This is a genomic window from Arthrobacter mobilis (assembly GCF_012395835.1).
GTDB classification, from domain to species: Bacteria; Actinomycetota; Actinomycetes; order Actinomycetales; family Micrococcaceae; genus Crystallibacter; species Crystallibacter mobilis.
Genome location: NZ_JAAZSQ010000002.1, coordinates 361,758 through 378,358 on the forward strand (window position 1 = coordinate 361,758; position 16,601 = coordinate 378,358).

Genomic DNA, 16,601 nt, shown 5'->3' on the forward strand with positions numbered 1-16,601 from the left:
AGCCGGTGACCCTGCATGCCGCAACACCCGGGGAGCGGACCGGGCAAGCCCTCGAGGAGGCGGTCGCAGCGCCGCTGCCCACCCGGCTGTCCGCTCTGCCTGCACTGCCCAGGGGCGCCTCGCTGGCCGACGGCGCCGCGTCGGTGTCCGCGGTCGTGGTGCCCGTGGCGGCCGTCGCCGACGACGCCGACTCCGGCCCCGGCCGCCGGGTGCCCCAGCCGCGGCGCGGCGCGGCGGAAGCGGCTGTGAGCTTCGGGGCGGACGTTGCAGCCTGGGCCGAAGTCAGTTCCGTCACCGGCAAGGCCGGGGACGTCCTCGCCGTGGCGGCCTCCGGCGGCCGGGAGGGCACCGGACGCGGCACATTGCCGCAGCGGCTCATTTTCCTCGGCGTCGGCGACGAGTCGGCCCGCGGCCTGCGCGCCGCCGGTGCCGCGCTGGCCAAGGCCACTGCCGGGCTGGATGTGGTGCGCTCGAGCGTGGTTGACGGCCTCGCCGGGCCGCTGCAGGCGGCCTTCGCCGAGGGATTCCTGCTCGGCGGCTACCGGCCGCCCCGGGCGGGCCGGAACAGCGGCCCGAAGCCAATGGCCTCAGTACTGGAGTTGACAGGTGCCTCCGCCGACGTGCTGCGGCGGGCGGCGGCCACGGCGCAGGCCGTCTGGCTGGCGCGGAACCTGGCGAATATGCCCTCGAACGTGAAGAACCCGGCGTGGATGGCAGCGCAGGCTGCCCGGCTGGCTGACGGTTCCGGGCTGCAGATCAGGATCCGGGACGCACAGGACCTGGCCCGCGAAGGTTTCGGCGGCCTGCTCGCGGTCGGTTCCGGATCGGCCAGCGAACCACGCCTGGTCGAACTGTCCTATACCCCGGCCACTCCGGCTCCGGCCGGCAGTCGCCATATCGTCCTGGCCGGCAAGGGCATCACCTTTGACAGCGGCGGCGTGTCGCTGAAGCCGCGCGAGGCCATGGTGCCGATGAAGACGGACATGGCAGGTGCCGGCGTCGTCCTGGCTGTGCTGTCGGCGGCCGCCGAACTGGGAGTGGGGCACCGCGTGACCGGCCTGCTGCCGCTGGCCGAAAACGCCATTGGTGCCGGATCCTACCGCCCCGGCGACGTCGTGGAGGTCTACGGCGGCACGACGGTGGAAATCGGCAATACCGACGCCGAGGGCCGGATGGTCCTCGCGGACGTGCTGGCCTACGCAGCTGCGGAACTGCGGCCGGACGTACTGGTGGACATTGCCACCCTGACCGGCGCCGCCTCGCTCGGTCTGGGCCGGAGGCACGCCGCCTTGTACTCCAATAGGCCGGACCTCGTGCCGGTCTTCGAGACGGCCTCCGCGGAGTCGGGGGAGCGGATCTGGCACATGCCCCTGGCCGAAGTTCAGGAGGAATACGGTTTTGCGCTTGAGTCCTCCGTGGCGGATTTGTCGCACATCGCCTCTGCCGCCTCCAAAGTGGGCGGCGGGTCCATCACGGCCGCGCTGTTCCTGAAGGAATTCGTTGGGGACACCCCCTGGGTCCATCTGGACATCGCCGGTCCGGCACGCGCCGACGCGGACGAGGCCGAGGTGGCCAAGGGGGCTACCGGCTATGGGACGCGGCTGCTGCTGGCGTTCCTGCGCGGCGTCGCCTGACGCTACTTCTTGACCGCGACGAGCAGACCGCTGCCGGTCGGCAGCATGGCCGAGACCAGCTGCTTGTTCGCGCGCACCGCCTTGCCCACCTTGCGCAGCGTCGTGGTGGTCTCGTCGCGGATGGCCGGATCGGAGACGCGGTCCTGGTCGAGGGCGTCGTTGATGATCAGCGTCCCGCCGCGCTTGAGCAGCCGCACCGCCTGCTCCACATAGTTCAAATAGGACGGCTTGTCGGCGTCAATGAAGACCAGGTCGTAGGCATTGTCGGTCAGCCGCGGCAGGACGTCCGCCGCCCGCCCGGAGATGGTGCGGGTCCGGTTGCCGGGAATGCCGGCATCGTGGAAGGCCTCCCGGGCCGCGCGCAGGTGGTCCACGTCGGAGTCGATGGTGGTCAGCACCGCTGTTTCCGGCAGCCCGCGGAGCAGGCAGACCCCGGAGACCCCGGCCCCGGAGCCGATTTCGACGGCGGTCTGGGCCTTGGTGGCGGCTGCCAGCACCGTCAGGGCGGCGGCGACGCCGGGGCTGACGGTGGCGACGCCGAGCTCGAAGGAACGTTCGCGGGCGCGCAGCAGGACCTCGTCCTCGGTGGGCAGGCCCTCCGTGTAGGACCAGCTGGTCTGCTTGTCGGCGCTCATGCGGCGTCGCTCCCTCCACTAACTGCTGACTGGACTGCCGGCCGCGGCTGCATGCCTGTGGCAGCAGCCCGCGGCTCCGGCCGGCGCTTGCGGCCCTGGACAGCCCCGGGGCCGTCCCGGCAAAGGACACGGCAAAAGACATTGTCCAGCCTACTGCCTGGGAGCCCGCAATCCTGCCCGTATCCGCCTGTGCCCTTGCCGACAGCACCTGCCAGGACGCAAGATGCCAGTAGAAGCGTTTATGCAGCTGGTATCCAGAGTTCTCACAGCTTGCTGGGGGAGGATTGGGTTCCAAACAACATATCGGCTGCCGTCTTGAGTCGGTGGCGGCAGCTTGGAGGGGAGTGCCGATGTCACAGCTGCGCCAGCGAGCCGGGCGGAAAGTTCCCGCCGGCGGCGACCAGGACTGGGTCAGGCCCAGCTGGGAAGAAGTCGTGGCCGAGCACTCGGCAAAGGTCTACCGCCTCGCGTTCCGGCTCACCGGCAACCGGCATGACGCCGAGGACCTGACGCAGGAAGTTTTTGTGCGCGTCTTCCGTGCCCTGGACAACTTCAAGCCCGGCACCTTGGACGGCTGGCTGCACCGCATCACCACCAACCTGTTCCTGGACCAGGCCCGGCGGCGGAACAGGATCCGCTTCGACGGCTTCAGCGAGGACGCGGAATCGCGCATTCCCGGCAAGGAGCCTGGACCCGAGCGCAGCTTCGAGTTCAACAACCTCGATGTGGACATCCAGGCCGCGCTGGAGGAACTGCCGCCGGACTTCCGGGCCGCCGTCGTACTGTGCGACCTGGAGGGCCTCTCCTACGACGAAGTGGCCGAAGCGCTGGACGTCAAGCTGGGCACCGTGCGGTCGCGGATCCACCGGGGGCGGACCATGCTTCGCGAGAAGCTCGCCCACCGCGACCCTGCCGCCAGGCGCGCCCCCCGGTTGAAACTACCCCGTGTGGCCGGTGCACACTAAGACCCAAAATGCGCCATCCAGTACGTGAGTTAGGTGAGTTCCTGGACGGTGAGCTGCCGGACAGCCGGCGGCTCATGCTGGAACGGCACCTGGAAAGATGCGCCCGCTGCCGGGAGATCGTCGCCGGGCAGCGCCATGTGCAGGAACGGCTCCGGTCACTGGATGTGCCGCCGCCCCGCCCGGACCTGGCCAACCGCATTCTGCGTGAAAGCGTGCTGGCTTCGGGAGGGGCGAGTCCGCAGGTTGCGCCGGACGTTCCGGCCGCAGCCCCGGCCTCCGCAGCCAGCGGAGTGCGGCGCCGGGTGGCCGCGGCGGCCTCGGTCGCGCTGGCCGGCATCCTCACCCTGACCTTGGCCGGGGCCTGGCTGCTCGGCGGGGAGGAAGAGCTGTTGGCCGGCCGCGAGCCGTCCCTGGCCTCCGTCTGGAACTCCGCGGACGGGATCAGGCCGGCCGGGGGCGCAGCCACCGCCGCTGCCCTGGACCAGGAAGACCTGCGCAAGCTGCGCAGCGAGGGCTGGAACTGTCCGCAGCTTGGCGCCCTGGGCTATCGGCTGGTGTCGGCCACGGGGACCGCGGTGGACGGCCATCCGGCCGTGCAGATCAAGCTGAGCAACGGCACGGACTCCATCGTGGTGGTCGAGGAGCGCCGCGGCATCGAGGATATGGCCGGCGCCGAACTGGATGTTGTCTCCGGCGAGGAACCGGTCAACGGCCTGACCGGCCGTACCGTGTCGGCGGACGGCTTCTGGCAGGTGGACGGCATGGACCGGCAGATGTGGGTGCGGGCATCGGACACGTGGACGGTGGTATTGGATTCGAACCATGTCACCTACACCGTGTGGTCGGACCTGCCGGTCTCCGAGCTGCCCGACACCGTGAACCACGTGGTGGTGACCGAGAAGTCCCGGCTCATGCTGCCGCGGCCGCAGGAGGACAATGACCCGGTCAGCCGGATTGTGCGCGGCCTGGGCATGATGATCCAGCCGGCACGGCCGTGAGGTAATCTTCAAGGGTGTTCGGAATTAATGGATCGGAACTGATCATTCTTGCGGTCCTGGCCGTAATTGTGCTCGGTCCCGAGCGGCTGCCCGAATATGCCGCCCAGCTGGGCCGCTTCGTGAGGCAGCTGCGCGCCATGGCCGCGGGGGCGAAGGAACAGCTGCGCGAGGAAGTCGGCGACGAGATCGTGGACATGGACTGGCGCAAGCTGGACCCCCGGCAGTACGACCCGCGCCGGATCATCCGCGAGGCCCTGATGGACGACGACGTCGCCCCGGCGCCGCCGGCCGCCGCTGCCGCAGGTGCTGCGGCCGTGGCAGCGAAGCCCGTCCGCGAGGTGCAACGCCTCGCACCCGGCCGGCCGGCTCCCTTCGATCCCGAAGCCACCTGACTCCCGGCCGGGTCAGCTGCGCGGGGTGACCCCGAGCGGGCGGCCGGCCAGGCCGCGGGGGCGGGCCGCCAGGGCATTCGCGATTCCTCGCAGGGCCCCGGCGGCGGCCGAATCCTCCGCGGAGAGCACTATCGGCCGGCCGCTGTCGCCGCCTTCGCGCAGCCGCGGCTCCAGCGGGATGCTGCCGAGCAGCGGGACCGGCGCCCCGAGGGCGGTGCCGAGCCGTTCCGCCACCGCTGCGCCGCCGCCGGAGCCGAAGATCTCCATCCGGGAGCCGTCTTCCAGTTCGAGCCAGGACATGTTCTCGATCACCCCGGCTACCTGCTGGCCCGTCTGCGCGGCGATGGAACCGGCCCGCTCGGCAACCTCCGCCGCGGCGGCCTGCGGCGTGGTGACCACCAGGATTTCCGACGACGGCAGCAGCTGCGCGACCGAGATGGCCACGTCCCCGGTGCCGGGCGGCAGGTCCAGGAACAATGCGTCCAGGTCGCCGAAGTACACATCGGTGAGGAACTGCTCCAGGGCGCGGTGCAGCATCGGTCCGCGCCAGGCGACCGGCTGGTTGCCGGTGACGAACATGCCGATCGAAATCGCCTTGACCCCGTAGGCCACCGGCGGCAGGATCATCTCGTCCACCCGTGTGGGAGCCTGCGAGATGCCCAGCAGCCCGGGCACCGAGAAGCCGTGGACGTCGGCATCGATGACGCCCACCCGCAGTCCGCGGGCCGCCATCGCGCAGGCCAGGTTCACCGTGATGCTGGACTTGCCGACGCCGCCCTTGCCGCTGGCCACCGCGTACACCCGCGTCAGGGACGACGGCTGGTTGAACGGGATGCCCCGTGCGGCCCCCGGACCGCGCAGCCGGTCCTTGAGTTCCTGGCGCTGCTGCGCGCTCATTACCTCCAGCTGCACGGACACGTCGGCTGTGCCGGGAACGGCACCGAGGGCCCGTTCGACGTCGGCGGTAATGGTTTCCCGCAACGGGCACCCGGCAATGGTCAGCAGCACCTCGACGCGGACGTTGCCCGCGCCGTCGATCTGCACGTCCTTGAGCATGCCGAGCTCGGTGATCGGCCGCCGCAGTTCCGGGTCCATGACCGTGCCCAGCGCCGCACGCACGGATTTCTCGTCGACCACCGGCTACTGCTCCGATCCTGCGGTTTGCCCGGACGCGTCCCGCCGGCCGGACCGCCGGTCCTGCTGGGCGGGCGCGGTGATCCGGGGCAGGCTCACGGTGGTCTCCGGCAGCTTCTTCCTCCTCCGGCGCACCGGACGCTGCTCGCGGTCCTCCTCGAGGAGCTCTTCCAGCACGCTGCGCAGCTCGCTGCGGACAAAGTCCCGGGTGGCGACTTCGCGCAGCGCGATCCGCAGGGCGGCCAGTTCGCGGGTGAGGTATTCGGTGTCGGCGAGGTTGCGTTCGGCCCGCTGGCGGTCCTGCTGCAGTGCCACCTTGTCCCGGTCGTCCTGCCGGTTCTGCGCCAGCAGCAGCAGCGGCGCGGCGTAGGAGGCCTGCAGCGAGAGCATCAGGGTCAGCGCGGTGAAGCCCAGCGCTGCGCTGTCGAAGCGCAGTGCCTCGGGGCCGAAGGTGTTCCAGGCCAGCCACACCAGGCAGAAGACGGTCATCCACATCAGGAACTGCGGCGTGCCCATGAAGCGGGCGAACTTCTCGGTGGCCTTGCCAAAGGCATCAGGGTTGGGAGTCAGCCGCGGCAGCAGCCTGGCACGCGCCTCGCGCGGGGTATCCAAGCCTCCGGTCTTGACCTTGGTTTCAGCCACGGCGCGCACCTCCAGTCATGCTCTGCGGGGGTTCTTCCTCCTGGGCCCGCCAGTCTTCAGGCAGCAGCTGGTCCAGCACATCGTCCACCGTCACCGCGCCGACCAGCCGGCCGGCGTCGTTGACCACGGCCACCGCGTTGAGGTTGTAAGTGGCCAGCATCCTGGCCACTTCGCTGACCGCCGCGTGGTCGGAGACGGGTTCCAGGTCCGTATCCACGATATTGCCCAGGGCCTCCGGCGGCGGGTAGCGCAGCAGCTGCTGGATATGCACCACGCCGAGGTACCGGCCCGTCGGCGTCTCCAGCGGCGGCCGGCAGACAAAAATGGCTGAAGCCAGCGCCGGGGTCAGTTCCTCGCGCCGCACGTGCGCCAGTGCTTCGGCCACCGTCGCCTCCGGAGGGAGGATGACCGGGACCGGCGTCATGATGGACCCGGCAGTGTTCTCCTCGTACTCCATCAGCCGGCGGACATCCTCCGCCTCTTCCGGTTCCATCAGCTGCAGCAGCTGTTCCTTCTGCTCCTCCGGCAGTTCCGCGAGCAGGTCGGCCGCGTCGTCGGGGTCCATCTCCTCGAGCACGTCCGCGGCGCGTTCCAGGTCCAGCGAGGAGAGGATCTGGACCTGGTCATCGTCCGGCAGTTCCTGGAGCACGTCGGCCAGCCGCTCGTCCTGCAGCTCGCTGGCCACCTCGAGCCGGCGCTTGTCGTTCATCTCGTGCAGTGCCTCGGCGAAGTCCGCAGGCTTAAGGTCTTCATGGCTGGCCACGAAGGTTGTGGCGGACTGGGGCTCGTTCCGGCCGCCTTGGTATACCTCGTTCCAGTCCACGATCAGGGTTTCGTTCCGCCGCAGGCTGCGCAGCGGGGACATCGAGTGGCCGCGCCGGACGAACAGCTGGGAGACGTACCAGTCCCCGTTGCGGGCCTGTTCCATGCCAATATCCTCGATCGTGGCGCTGCCGCTGCCGTCTGCCAGGATGACGCGGCGGTCGAACATTTCGGCCACGACCAGCATTTCGGCACCGCGCTGCTCGAAGCGGCGCAGATTGACCAGCCCGGTGCAGATAATCTGTCCGGCTTCCATGGAAGTCACCCGCGTCATGGGCACGAAGACGCGCTTTTTGCCGGGGACCTCAACCACGAGGCCCACCACCAGCGGCGGCTTCGCGGGCCCGCGGTCCAGTACCACGACGTCGCGCAGCCGGCCTAGGCGGTCGCCCAAGGGGTCGAAAACATCCAGACCCAGCAGGCGCGCAACGAAGACCCGGGTTGAATTTGTGCTCACCCCTTTAGGCTACGTTGTTCCGCCCGTGTACGCTCGCCGGACGTGCCAAGCCGGCCGCGGGCCTGCCCGGCAGGGGAGCACCGCTGTTCACCCGCAGCGATACGCGGCCCGCTGCCCGGTGCGGCCTGCGGGAATGGTGGAGAATAAGGATATGTCTAGCATGCTTGGCCGTTCCGATGCACGAGATTTGGGCCGCACGCTGCCGCAGGGGCAGCTGATCGGCAATTACCGATCCTATCTTGACGCCCAGAAAGTGGTGGACTACCTGGCGGACCAGAACTTTCCCGTCCAGCACGTGTCCATCATCGGCAACGACCTCAAGACCGTGGAACGGGTCACCGGCCGGTTGAGCTATCCCCGGGTGGCGCTCTCCGGCGCGGCCACGGGAGCGTGGTTCGGGCTCTTCGTCGGTCTGCTGCTGATGCTGTTCGGCAGCGGCCAGACCTACGGCCTGGTGCTCTCGTCCATGGCCATGGGCGCGGCCTTCTGGATGCTCTTCGGCATCATCAGCTACGCCTTCCAGCGCGGAAAGCGCGACTTCACCTCGACCAACCAGGTCATTGCCACCAGCTACGACGTGATCGTGGCCCCGGAAGTAGCCTACGAGGCCCGCCGGCTGGCCGCCCAGGTCGCGGTGGCCGGCACCGCGGGATTTGGACAGCACCCGCAGGCCTACGGCCAGCGGCCGCAGGGCCCCGAGCGACCCCCACAGTGGGGCGAGGACCCGTTCGGCCGGAACGGGCAGGCTCCGGGGGCGGGACCGCAGGGAAACGGTACCCCGGCACCGCCGGCCCCGCGCGGGGTGCCGGTGCGCGGCAGCTACCCGGACCTGCCGGACGGCCGTCCGCAGTTCGGCGTGCGGCTCCCGCCGCAGCAGCAGGCGCCGGAGGCTTCACCGGAGCAGCAGCCCGGACCGGCCAACGGGGACGAACCGCGCCGACAGGGCGACTGACCACCGGCACGCACACCGGCCACGGACACAGCAGAGGGGCCCGCCAACCGGCGGGCCCCCCGCTGCTGACTGCCGGCCTGCCGCTAACTGCCGGCGTAGATGCCTGCCATCCAGGATTCGACATCGTCCGGGGTACGGGGCAGGGCAGCGCTGAGGTTCACCGGGCCGTCGGCGGTCATCAGGATGTCGTCCTCGATCCGCACCCCGATGCCGCGGTATTCCTCGGGCACGGCCAGGTCCTCGGCTTTGAAGTACAGTCCCGGCTCGATCGTAAAGACCATGCCCTCTTCCAGCAGTCCGTCCAGGTACAGTTCGCGCCGGGCCTGCGCGCAGTCGTGCACGTCCAGGCCCAGATGGTGGCTGGTACCGTGCGGCATCCAGCGGCGGTGGTGCTGGCCGTCGGGGGAGAGGGCCACTTCAAGGGGCACCGGCAGCAGGCCCCACTCGTCCAGCCGCTCGGCGAGGACCTTGACCGCGGCGCTGTGCACGTCGCGGAACTTGGCTCCGGGCCGGGCGGCAGCAAAGCCGGCATCAGCCGCGTCCAGGACCGCCTGGTAGATCCTGCGCTGGACCGGCGTGAAGCTGCCGTTGACCGGAATGGTGCGGGTGACGTCGGCGGTGTAGAGCGAATCGGCCTCGACGCCGGCGTCCAGCAGCAGCAGGTCCCCGGAACGGACCCGGCCGTTGTTGCGGATCCAGTGCAGGACGGTGGCGTTGTTGCCGGCGGCAGCGATCGTGTCGTAGCCCAGGTCGTTGCCTTCCTCGCGGGCACGGGAGAAGAAGGCGCCTTCCACCACGCGTTCGCCGCGCTCGTGGGCCATGGCGCGCGGCAGCACCTTGACCACCTCGTGGAAGCCGTTGACCGTGGCGGCGACGGCTTTCTTCAGCTCGCCGACCTCCCACTCATCCTTGCGCAGGCGCAGTTCGGAGAGCGCTTCGGCAAGTTCGGCGTCCAGGTTGTCGGATTCCTCCAGGTCCACGCCGGTATTGATCCGGGACGTATCCACCAGGGCGTCGACGTTCAGGTCCACCTCCCGCAGCAGGCGGATGCGCAGCCCGCCGATGGCGACGACGCCGGCGTCCTTGGTTACGGCAGTCTCCAGTTCCTCCAGCGTGGCCGTGGGCAGGTCCAGGTGCTGCTGCAGGACGGCAAGTGTCGGGCGCGGGCCGATCCAGAATTCGCCGTAGCGGGCGTTGGCGTAGAATTCCGGCGATTCCCTCCCGGACGGGGGGCGGAAGTACAAGGTGGCGTGGTGGTTGCCGCCGTGGTCCCCTGTGCCCGGGTCTACCGGTTCCAGCACCAGCACGGCATCGGGCTCGTGGTCCAGCCCCAGTCCGGTCAGGTGGGCAAAGCCCGAGTGCGGGCGGAAGCGATAGTCGGTGTCGTTGGACCGGACCTTCAGCGGGCCGGCCGGAACCACCAGCCGCTCGCCGGGGAACTTCCGCGAGATGGCGAGCCGGCGCCGGGCCGCATACCCGGCCACCTCGGCCCGGGACACTTCCGGTGACGCGGAGGGCCCCCACGCCGAAGCCATGAATTCCTTGAATGCCTGGGACTCGGGCCGCTGCGAGCGGTTGTTCACCCGGTCCCCGAGCGGCTGCACCCCTGCCTGGCTGTCCTTGTTCTGCTCTCTGCTCACCCGTACATAGTCTCACGGGGGCGTACATTGGGGGTGTGAGGATTGACCTGCATACGCATTCGAAGATCTCGGACGGCACCGAGGAGCCGGCCGACGTCATCCGGGCCGCCGCCGATGCCGGCCTCGACGTGGTTGCGCTGACCGACCACGACACCACCGGCGGCTGGGAGCAGGCCGCCGCGGCTGCGCGCCGGATCGGTATCGGCTTCGTCCCCGGGATGGAAATTTCCTGCCGGACCGTCGAAGGCATCAGCGTGCATGTGCTCTCCTACCTGCACGATCCGCAGTACCCGGACCTGCTGGCGGAAATCTCCAAGGCCCGCGACGCGCGGCTGACCCGTGCCGAGCGCATGGTGGAACTGCTGGCCGAGGATTTCCCGATTACCTGGGAGGACGTGCACGCCCACGTCGGTCACGGGGCCACCGTCGGCCGCCCGCACATTGCGGACGCGCTGGTGGCCGCAGGTGTGGTGGCGGACCGTACCGAGGCCTTCGCCAATATCCTCACCTCGCACTCGCGCTATTACGTCACGCACTATGCACCGGACCCGGTGCTCGCCGTCGAACTGGTCCGGCAGGCCGGCGGGGTGCCGGTCTTCGCGCACCCGGTGGCCAGTGCCCGCGGCCGGGTGGTGGCTGAGGACGTCTTCCGCCAGATGGTCGACGCCGGTCTGGCCGGCGTCGAGGCGGACCACCGGGACAACCCGCCGGAGGGGCAGGCCTGGCTGCGCCGGTTCGCCATTGAGAACGGACTGTTCCTCACCGGCTCGAGCGACTACCACGGCACCGGCAAGCCGAACCGGCTGGGCGAGAACGTCACCGCCGAGGAAGTGCTGTACCGCATCCTCGACGAGGGCAGCGGGGCCGAAGCCTTCCTGCCCGGACACACCACCGCCAGCTAGCGCCGAGGGCCCCGCTGCGAGCGAAGCGAGCAGGGGGAAGGCGCGACGCGCTAGCGCCGAGGGCCCCGCCGCGGGCGCAGCGAGCTAAGAGAGCGGCCCGGGGTTCCCGCATGCGGAGCATGTGGGCAGGCCGCGAACGGGGAGGGTGCGACGCGCCGGCGCCGGCCGTCCGCGACAAGCAGGCGCCGAAGCCGCCGGTGCTACACCGGGCCTGCCTGCTGCAGCGCCGGCTCGAACGCGGCGACGGTGGCATGGCCGCCGAGCCGGCGGCGCATGATCTCGATGGCCTGGGGGTTCTGGTCCACGCACACGAAGCGGCGGCCCAGCCCGGCGGCGACGGCGCCGAGGGTGCCGGAGCCGGCGAAGAAATCGAGCACCCAGTCGCCCTCGCGGCTGCTGGCTGCCACGATCCGGCGCAGCAGGCCCTCGGGCTTCTGCGTTGGGTAGCCGGTCTTTTCCCGGCCGGTGGGCGAGACAATGGTGTGCCACCAGACATCGGTGGGCAGCTTGCCGCGGGCGGCCTTCTCCGGGGTCACCAGCCCGGGAGCCATGTACGGCTCGCGGTCCACTGCGGCACTGTCGAAGTGGTACTTGGCCGGATTCTTCACGTACACCAGGATGTTGTCGTGCTTCGTCGGCCACCGGCGCCTGGCCCGCGCCCCGTAGTCGTAGGCCCAGATGATCTCGTTCAGGAAGCACTCCCTGCCGAACAGTGCGTCCAGCAGCACCTTGGCGTAGTGCACCTCCCGGTAGTCCAGGTGCAGGTACAACGTGCCGTCCTCGGCCAGCAGCCGCCAGGCCTCGGCCAGCCGCGGCTCCAGGAAGGACCAGTAGTCCTCGAAGGCGTCGTCGTAACTGGCGAGCATGCCCCGGATGGTCCGGTAGGAGCGGCCCTTGAACCCGACACGGTCCCCTTCGCCGTCGGCGCTGCGGACCATTGACGTCTGTTGCCGGCGCTGGCTCCGGCCAGTGTTGAACGGCGGGTCCACGTAGATGAGCGTGAAGGCCCCGTCGGGCAGGGTCGGCAGGTAGCCGGCGTTGTCCGCCTCCACTACCAGCGAGCTGCCCGACGGCGACCACAGCGGGCCGGCCGGTCCGCCTTCACCACCGGCAGCCATTTATTCGGCTGAACCCTGGCGGCTCTGGACCACCTCGCCGTTGCGGCGGCGGGTGCGCGTGCGGCTCCGCCGTGCCGGCGCTGCGGCGTCGGTGCCGGCCTGCGCATCGGCAGGTGCGGCAGCGGCAGCCGGCTCGGCAGCTTCGGCAGCAGAGCTGCGGCGGGTCCGCCGCCGGCCGGCGCCTTCGGCCTGCTCGCGTTCCTGTCCGCCCCGTTCGCCGCGGGGCCTGCCGCCGCGTTCCTGGCCGCCGGAGCGTCCGCTGCCGCGTCCGCCGCGCTTGCCGGTTTCGCCCAGGTCCTCGAGCTTTTCGGCGTCGATGCCGGCCAGCTTGCGCTGGCTGCGCGGCAGCCGTCCCTTGGTGCCCTGGGGAATGTCCAGGTCGGTGTACAGGTGCGGGGAGGAGGAATAGGTTTCCCGCGGCTCCGGCACATCCAGGCCGAGGGCCTTGTTGATCAGGCCCCAGCGCGGCACGTCTTCCCAGTCCACGAAGGTGACCGCGGTGCCTTTGTTCCCGGCACGGCCGGTGCGGCCGACCCGGTGCAGGTAGGTCTTTTCGTCCTCCGGGCACTGGTAGTTGATCACATGGGTAACGTCCTCGACGTCGATGCCGCGGGCGGCGACGTCGGTGGCCACGAGCACATCGACCTTCTCGTTGCGGAAGGCACGCAGCGCCTGCTCGCGGGCACCCTGGCCCAGGTCGCCGTGGATCGCCGCGGCGGCGAAGCCGCGGTCGACCAGCTCTTCGGAGACCTTGGCCGCCGTGCGCTTGGTCTTGGTGAAAATGATGCTCCGGCCACGGCCCGTGGACTGCAGGATCCGGGCGACCACTTCGGTCTTGTCCAGACTGTGCGCCCGGTAGATGACCTGCCGGATGTCCTTCTTCGTGATGCCTTCGTCGTCCGGGTCCGCGGCGCGGATGTGGGTGGGCTGGGTCATGTACCGGCGGGCCATGGCAATCACCGGGCCGGGCATGGTGGCGGAGAAGAGCATGGTCTGGCGGACGGCCGGCGTGGCGCCGAGCAGGGTCTCCACGTCCGGCAGGAAGCCCAGGTCCAGCATTTCGTCGGCCTCGTCGAGGACCACGATGCGTACATTCTTCAGGCTCAGGTGCCGCTGCCGGTGCAGGTCGATCAGGCGGCCGGGGGTGCCCACCACCACTTCCACGCCTTCCTGCAGCGCCTCGACCTGGGGTTCGTAGGCGCGGCCGCCGTAGATGACGGCAATCCGGGCATTGCGCTGCCGGGAAGCGGTCTCCAGGTCGCGGGCCACCTGCACTGCCAGTTCGCGCGTGGGCACGACCACCAGGGCCTGCGGGGCGCCGGGCACGGGCAGCTTGTCGAAGCCCTCGTCGTCGCGGCCGATGACGCGCTGCAGCACGGGGATGCCGAAGCCCAAGGTCTTGCCGGTACCGGTCTTGGCCTGGCCGATGATGTCATGGCCGGACAGGGCCACCGGCAGGGTCATGGCCTGGATCGGGAACGGGTGGGTGATCCCGGCGTCGAAGAGGGACCTGACGATGTCGGCGCGCACCTCGAAATCCGCGAAGGTCTGCTGCGGCAGTTCGTGCGGGCGCTCGTCGGAGGAAAGCGAAGCCTCGATTTCGATCTCTTCGCTGCTGTTGTCCGCGTGCAGGCTGTGCTCCGCGGGGAGATTCTCTGTCTTCAAGTACATACCGTTCAATCAGGCGCCTTGGGCCGCGGTGCTCGACGAGCCCGCCACATGTTGTGGCAGCGCGGAACACGGCGGAGGCGTGGCGCATCCAGTGGAAGCCGATCGCGGGCTAACAACTGCGTGCCGGTCATGTCCGTGGCGGAACAGTCGCGGCGGTTCAAGATCGCGTAGGTGCGGATCAGCTGATTGTGTGTTTTTCCAGCAAAATTCACGAATAATCAACGACCGGGCATCCATTACTACGTTCTCCAGTCTACCGGCAAGTGCAAATCGGCCGTCACCGCAGGTTTATCCGGCAGCACCGTCGAGTTCGAACCGGATTGTGCGCGCCGCAATGTCCGCCTCGATCAGCCGGGCCCGGACGGTCGTCCCGGTCTCGAGCGTCCCGTAGCAGCGGGCGGTGACGGCCGGACTGCGCAGCTGGATCATGCCCGACGGCCCGGCGCCGTTGCTGCCGTTGCTGTTGCCGTTGGCGTGCCCGTTGCCGGGGCGGCTGCCGGAGATGACGACGGCGTCGAACACCTCGCCGACGCGGTGGCTCAGCAGCGCCGCTTGGACGGCCTCAAAGGCCGCCCGGTCCACTCTGGCGGCGAGCTGGTCGGAGGCCGCCATCAGCCGGGGCAGTTCCGGCAGGGCGTCGCGGGCCCATTGCGGGATGCCGGTGCCGGCACATTGTGCCTCGCAGATGACCAGCACGAACCTGTCCACCAGCCGGCGCAGCGGTGCCGTCGTGTGCGCGTACGGGGCGGCAATGGCCGACTGGAGCCTTGCCTCAGGCAGGGCGCCGTCGAACGGGGTATAACCGGCGCCGCGGAAGAGCGAGGCCGCCGCGTGCAGCAGGGCCAGCTGCCGGGGGTCCGATGCGTTCAGGCCGCGCAGGTATTCGCCGTATGGCATGTCCTCGGGCCAGGGATGGTCGAGTGCGCAGGTCTGGCGGCGGAAATGTGCCACGGCCTCGGCGTCAGGGGCAGGCATGGTCCGCAGGATGCCGACGCCGGCCTCGATCATGAGCTGGGCCGCGGCCATGCCCGTCATCAGCGATATCTGCGCATTCCAGTCCTCCACCGGCAGCGGCGGGCTGGAGACGATGAAGTAATGGCGTCCGTCGTGCGCGATTTCCTGGTCCGGGATGTTCAGGCTGGCCCCGCCCCTGCTGCGCTCCAGTTCGATGCGTTTCAGGCCGATCTCCCTGAGCAGCATCAGGTACTCGGGAGCGTCGCCGGAATCGATATCCTGCTGCACCTCGGCGTAGCTCAGCTTCGCCTGGCTGCGCACGGTGGCCCGGCGCAGCCCCACCGACTGCACGTTGGCCTGCGCATCCAGCCCGAATTCCCATACGTAGGCGGAGCGGTCCTGGTCCGGCAGCAAGCTGCCGGCGTCCTCGCTGATGAGTTCCGGATGCAGTGGGATTCGTCCGTCCGGGACATAGATCGTCTGCCCGCGGCGGCGGGTTTCCGCATCCAGCACGCTGCCCGGGGCCACGAAGGACGGCACGTCGGCGATCGCGTACCAGACCCGGTAGCCTTCTCCCTCGCGCTCCAGGTACATGGCCTGGTCCAGGTCGGTGGATCCTGGCGGGTCGATGGTGATGAAGGGCAGTCCGGTGAGGTCCGTCGGCGGCAGGACAAGTCCGGATACCGCCTTCTCGGCCTCGGCGACCACCGCGGCCGGGAAATGCCGGGGCAGCTCGAACTGGATCCGCAGCTGTCCGAGCACCTGGGCCAGCAGGTGCTGGGACTCATGCACCTTCGCGTCCAGACGTGAATGCTTCACCTGCTAAGCGTAGCCGCCGAGGGGCCCGCCGCGAGTGTGCGAGCGGTGGGAGGCGGTTACGCGGTAGCCGCCGAGGCCCCCGCCCGCGCAGGCAGTCCGAGCCTTCAAACCGGAACGTATCCTCGCTACGCTGGCGGCACGGCCACGCGCCCCGGCCTGCCGCCATGATGTCCGCAGGCTGCGGCTGCGCATCGACGAGCGGAGATGACATGCCTGAAGCCAAAGACACCCTGACCCGCGAGCAGATTGAGGCGGAACTGCGCGGGCTGACCCAGTGGACCTACCGGGATGGGGGGCTGGTCACCGTGTACAAGCTGGAGAACGCCCGGCAGGCGCTGGACCTGATCGCCGCCATTGGTGACATCGCCGAGGAAGCCAACCACCATCCGGATCTGGACTGGCGCTATAACCGGGTGTTCCTGCGCTTCTCGTCGCACGATGCCGGCGGGCAGGTCACCACCCGGGATGTCTCGGCAGCGGCCACGGTCAGCGTGCTCGCCGAACGGCTGGGGGCGGCGGCGGAACCGGAGAAGTATCCGGGGTGATGTCCTGGCGGCGGTCAGCGCAGGATTGCCGTCAGCCGGGCGAGGTCCGCTGCTGCCCGGCGGCGGCCGATGAACCAGGCGGCCGCCGCCGCCGCCACAATGGCGGCGGCGGCGGGCAGCAGCCAGGTCAAAAAGCCCGGTCCCGTCCCGAAGCCCACTCCGGCGGACAGCAGGACCACCCGCAGCAGCACGGCGGCGACCACGGCGGCGGCGGGCATGAGCAGCACGCCGTAGCTGGCACGGTTGCGGTCCACCGCCCAGACCACGAACCCTGCTGCGGCGGCCCCAAGGGCCACCAGGATGAACTCAACCATGAGGGGC

General features: G+C 69.7%; 16 protein-coding genes. 7 read left to right on the plus strand and 9 right to left on the minus strand.

The features are described from left to right. The first annotated feature begins 5 nt into the window (after positions 1-5). Positions 6-1,634 carry a leucyl aminopeptidase family protein gene (locus HGG74_RS04205; protein ID WP_312856728.1) on the plus strand — a complete coding sequence of 543 codons (1,629 nt, stop codon included), beginning with the start codon at positions 6-8 and terminating at the stop codon, positions 1,632-1,634. Between the two features lie 2 nt (positions 1,635-1,636). On the opposite strand, the gene HGG74_RS04210 is transcribed toward HGG74_RS04205, so the two are convergent. After that, on the minus strand, positions 1,637-2,269 hold the full coding sequence (locus HGG74_RS04210) for an O-methyltransferase (protein WP_168485076.1): 633 nt from the start codon (positions 2,267-2,269) through the stop codon (positions 1,637-1,639). Between the two features lie 350 nt (positions 2,270-2,619). Between HGG74_RS04210 and sigE the strand changes: the two genes are divergently transcribed. From sigE to HGG74_RS04225, 3 genes are read left to right on the plus strand one after another with little or no spacing between them, the layout of a single operon-like run. Next, the gene (sigE, locus tag HGG74_RS04215; RefSeq protein ID WP_168485077.1) at positions 2,620-3,234 is read left to right on the plus strand and encodes an RNA polymerase sigma factor SigE; all 615 of its coding nucleotides are present in this window, start codon (positions 2,620-2,622) and stop codon (positions 3,232-3,234) included. A gap of 8 nt (positions 3,235-3,242) precedes the next feature. After that, positions 3,243-4,232, plus strand: coding sequence for an anti-sigma factor family protein (locus tag HGG74_RS04220; RefSeq protein WP_168485078.1), 990 nt, complete (start codon positions 3,243-3,245; stop codon positions 4,230-4,232). Positions 4,233-4,246: 14 nt separating this feature from the next. Beyond that, positions 4,247-4,624: a sec-independent translocase gene (locus tag HGG74_RS04225; protein ID WP_168485079.1), complete on the plus strand. Its 378-nt coding sequence runs from the start codon at positions 4,247-4,249 to the stop codon at positions 4,622-4,624. Positions 4,625-4,636: 12 nt separating this feature from the next. Here HGG74_RS04225 and HGG74_RS04230 read toward each other — a convergent pair whose 3' ends face one another. Genes HGG74_RS04230 through HGG74_RS04240 form a run of 3 tightly spaced genes read right to left on the minus strand, consistent with a single transcriptional unit; the run spans position 4,637 to position 7,679 of the window. After that, entirely contained in the window at positions 4,637-5,761 is a 1,125-nt protein-coding gene (locus tag HGG74_RS04230; RefSeq protein ID WP_312856729.1) for an Mrp/NBP35 family ATP-binding protein, read from the minus strand. A gap of 3 nt (positions 5,762-5,764) precedes the next feature. Beyond that, positions 5,765-6,400: a DUF1003 domain-containing protein gene (locus HGG74_RS04235; protein ID WP_168485080.1), complete on the minus strand. Its 636-nt coding sequence runs from the start codon at positions 6,398-6,400 to the stop codon at positions 5,765-5,767. Next, positions 6,393-7,679, minus strand: a complete 1,287-nt coding sequence (locus tag HGG74_RS04240; protein WP_168485081.1) for a magnesium transporter MgtE N-terminal domain-containing protein — start codon at positions 7,677-7,679, stop codon at positions 6,393-6,395. The genes HGG74_RS04235 and HGG74_RS04240 overlap by 8 nt, the downstream gene beginning before the upstream one ends. Before the next feature lie 151 nt (positions 7,680-7,830). Between HGG74_RS04240 and HGG74_RS04245 the strand changes: the two genes are divergently transcribed. Next, entirely contained in the window at positions 7,831-8,631 is an 801-nt protein-coding gene (locus tag HGG74_RS04245; RefSeq protein WP_168485082.1) for a YflT domain-containing protein, read from the plus strand. 83 nt (positions 8,632-8,714) lie between these two features. Here HGG74_RS04245 and HGG74_RS04250 read toward each other — a convergent pair whose 3' ends face one another. Beyond that, positions 8,715-10,271 (minus strand): aminopeptidase P family protein, encoded by a 1,557-nt coding sequence (locus HGG74_RS04250; protein ID WP_168485083.1) that lies wholly within the window; start codon positions 10,269-10,271, stop codon positions 8,715-8,717. A 35-nt stretch (positions 10,272-10,306) separates the two neighbouring features. Here HGG74_RS04250 and HGG74_RS04255 point away from each other — a divergent pair, with 35 nt between their 5' ends. Further along, the gene (locus HGG74_RS04255; protein ID WP_168485084.1) at positions 10,307-11,173 is read left to right on the plus strand and encodes a PHP domain-containing protein; all 867 of its coding nucleotides are present in this window, start codon (positions 10,307-10,309) and stop codon (positions 11,171-11,173) included. Between the two features lie 200 nt (positions 11,174-11,373). Here the strand turns inward: HGG74_RS04255 and HGG74_RS04260 are convergent, their stop codons facing one another. The 3 genes from HGG74_RS04260 to HGG74_RS04270 form a co-directional block, all read right to left on the minus strand. Beyond that, positions 11,374-12,291, minus strand: coding sequence for a DNA-methyltransferase (locus HGG74_RS04260; protein ID WP_168485085.1), 918 nt, complete (start codon positions 12,289-12,291; stop codon positions 11,374-11,376). Next, a complete protein-coding gene (locus tag HGG74_RS04265) occupies positions 12,292-13,956 on the minus strand; it encodes a DEAD/DEAH box helicase (RefSeq protein WP_246262611.1) in 1,665 nt (554 codons plus the stop codon). Positions 13,957-14,250: 294 nt separating this feature from the next. After that, a complete protein-coding gene (locus HGG74_RS04270; RefSeq protein WP_168485087.1) occupies positions 14,251-15,735 on the minus strand; it encodes an RNB domain-containing ribonuclease in 1,485 nt (494 codons plus the stop codon). A 209-nt stretch (positions 15,736-15,944) separates the two neighbouring features. On the opposite strand from HGG74_RS04270, the gene HGG74_RS04275 reads away from it, so the two are divergent. After that, a complete protein-coding gene (locus HGG74_RS04275) occupies positions 15,945-16,280 on the plus strand; it encodes a 4a-hydroxytetrahydrobiopterin dehydratase (protein ID WP_168485088.1) in 336 nt (111 codons plus the stop codon). 14 nt (positions 16,281-16,294) lie between these two features. On the opposite strand, the gene HGG74_RS04280 is transcribed toward HGG74_RS04275, so the two are convergent. Beyond that, a complete protein-coding gene (locus HGG74_RS04280) occupies positions 16,295-16,594 on the minus strand; it encodes a hypothetical protein (RefSeq protein WP_168485089.1) in 300 nt (99 codons plus the stop codon). Between the last annotated feature and the right edge of the window lie 7 nt (positions 16,595-16,601).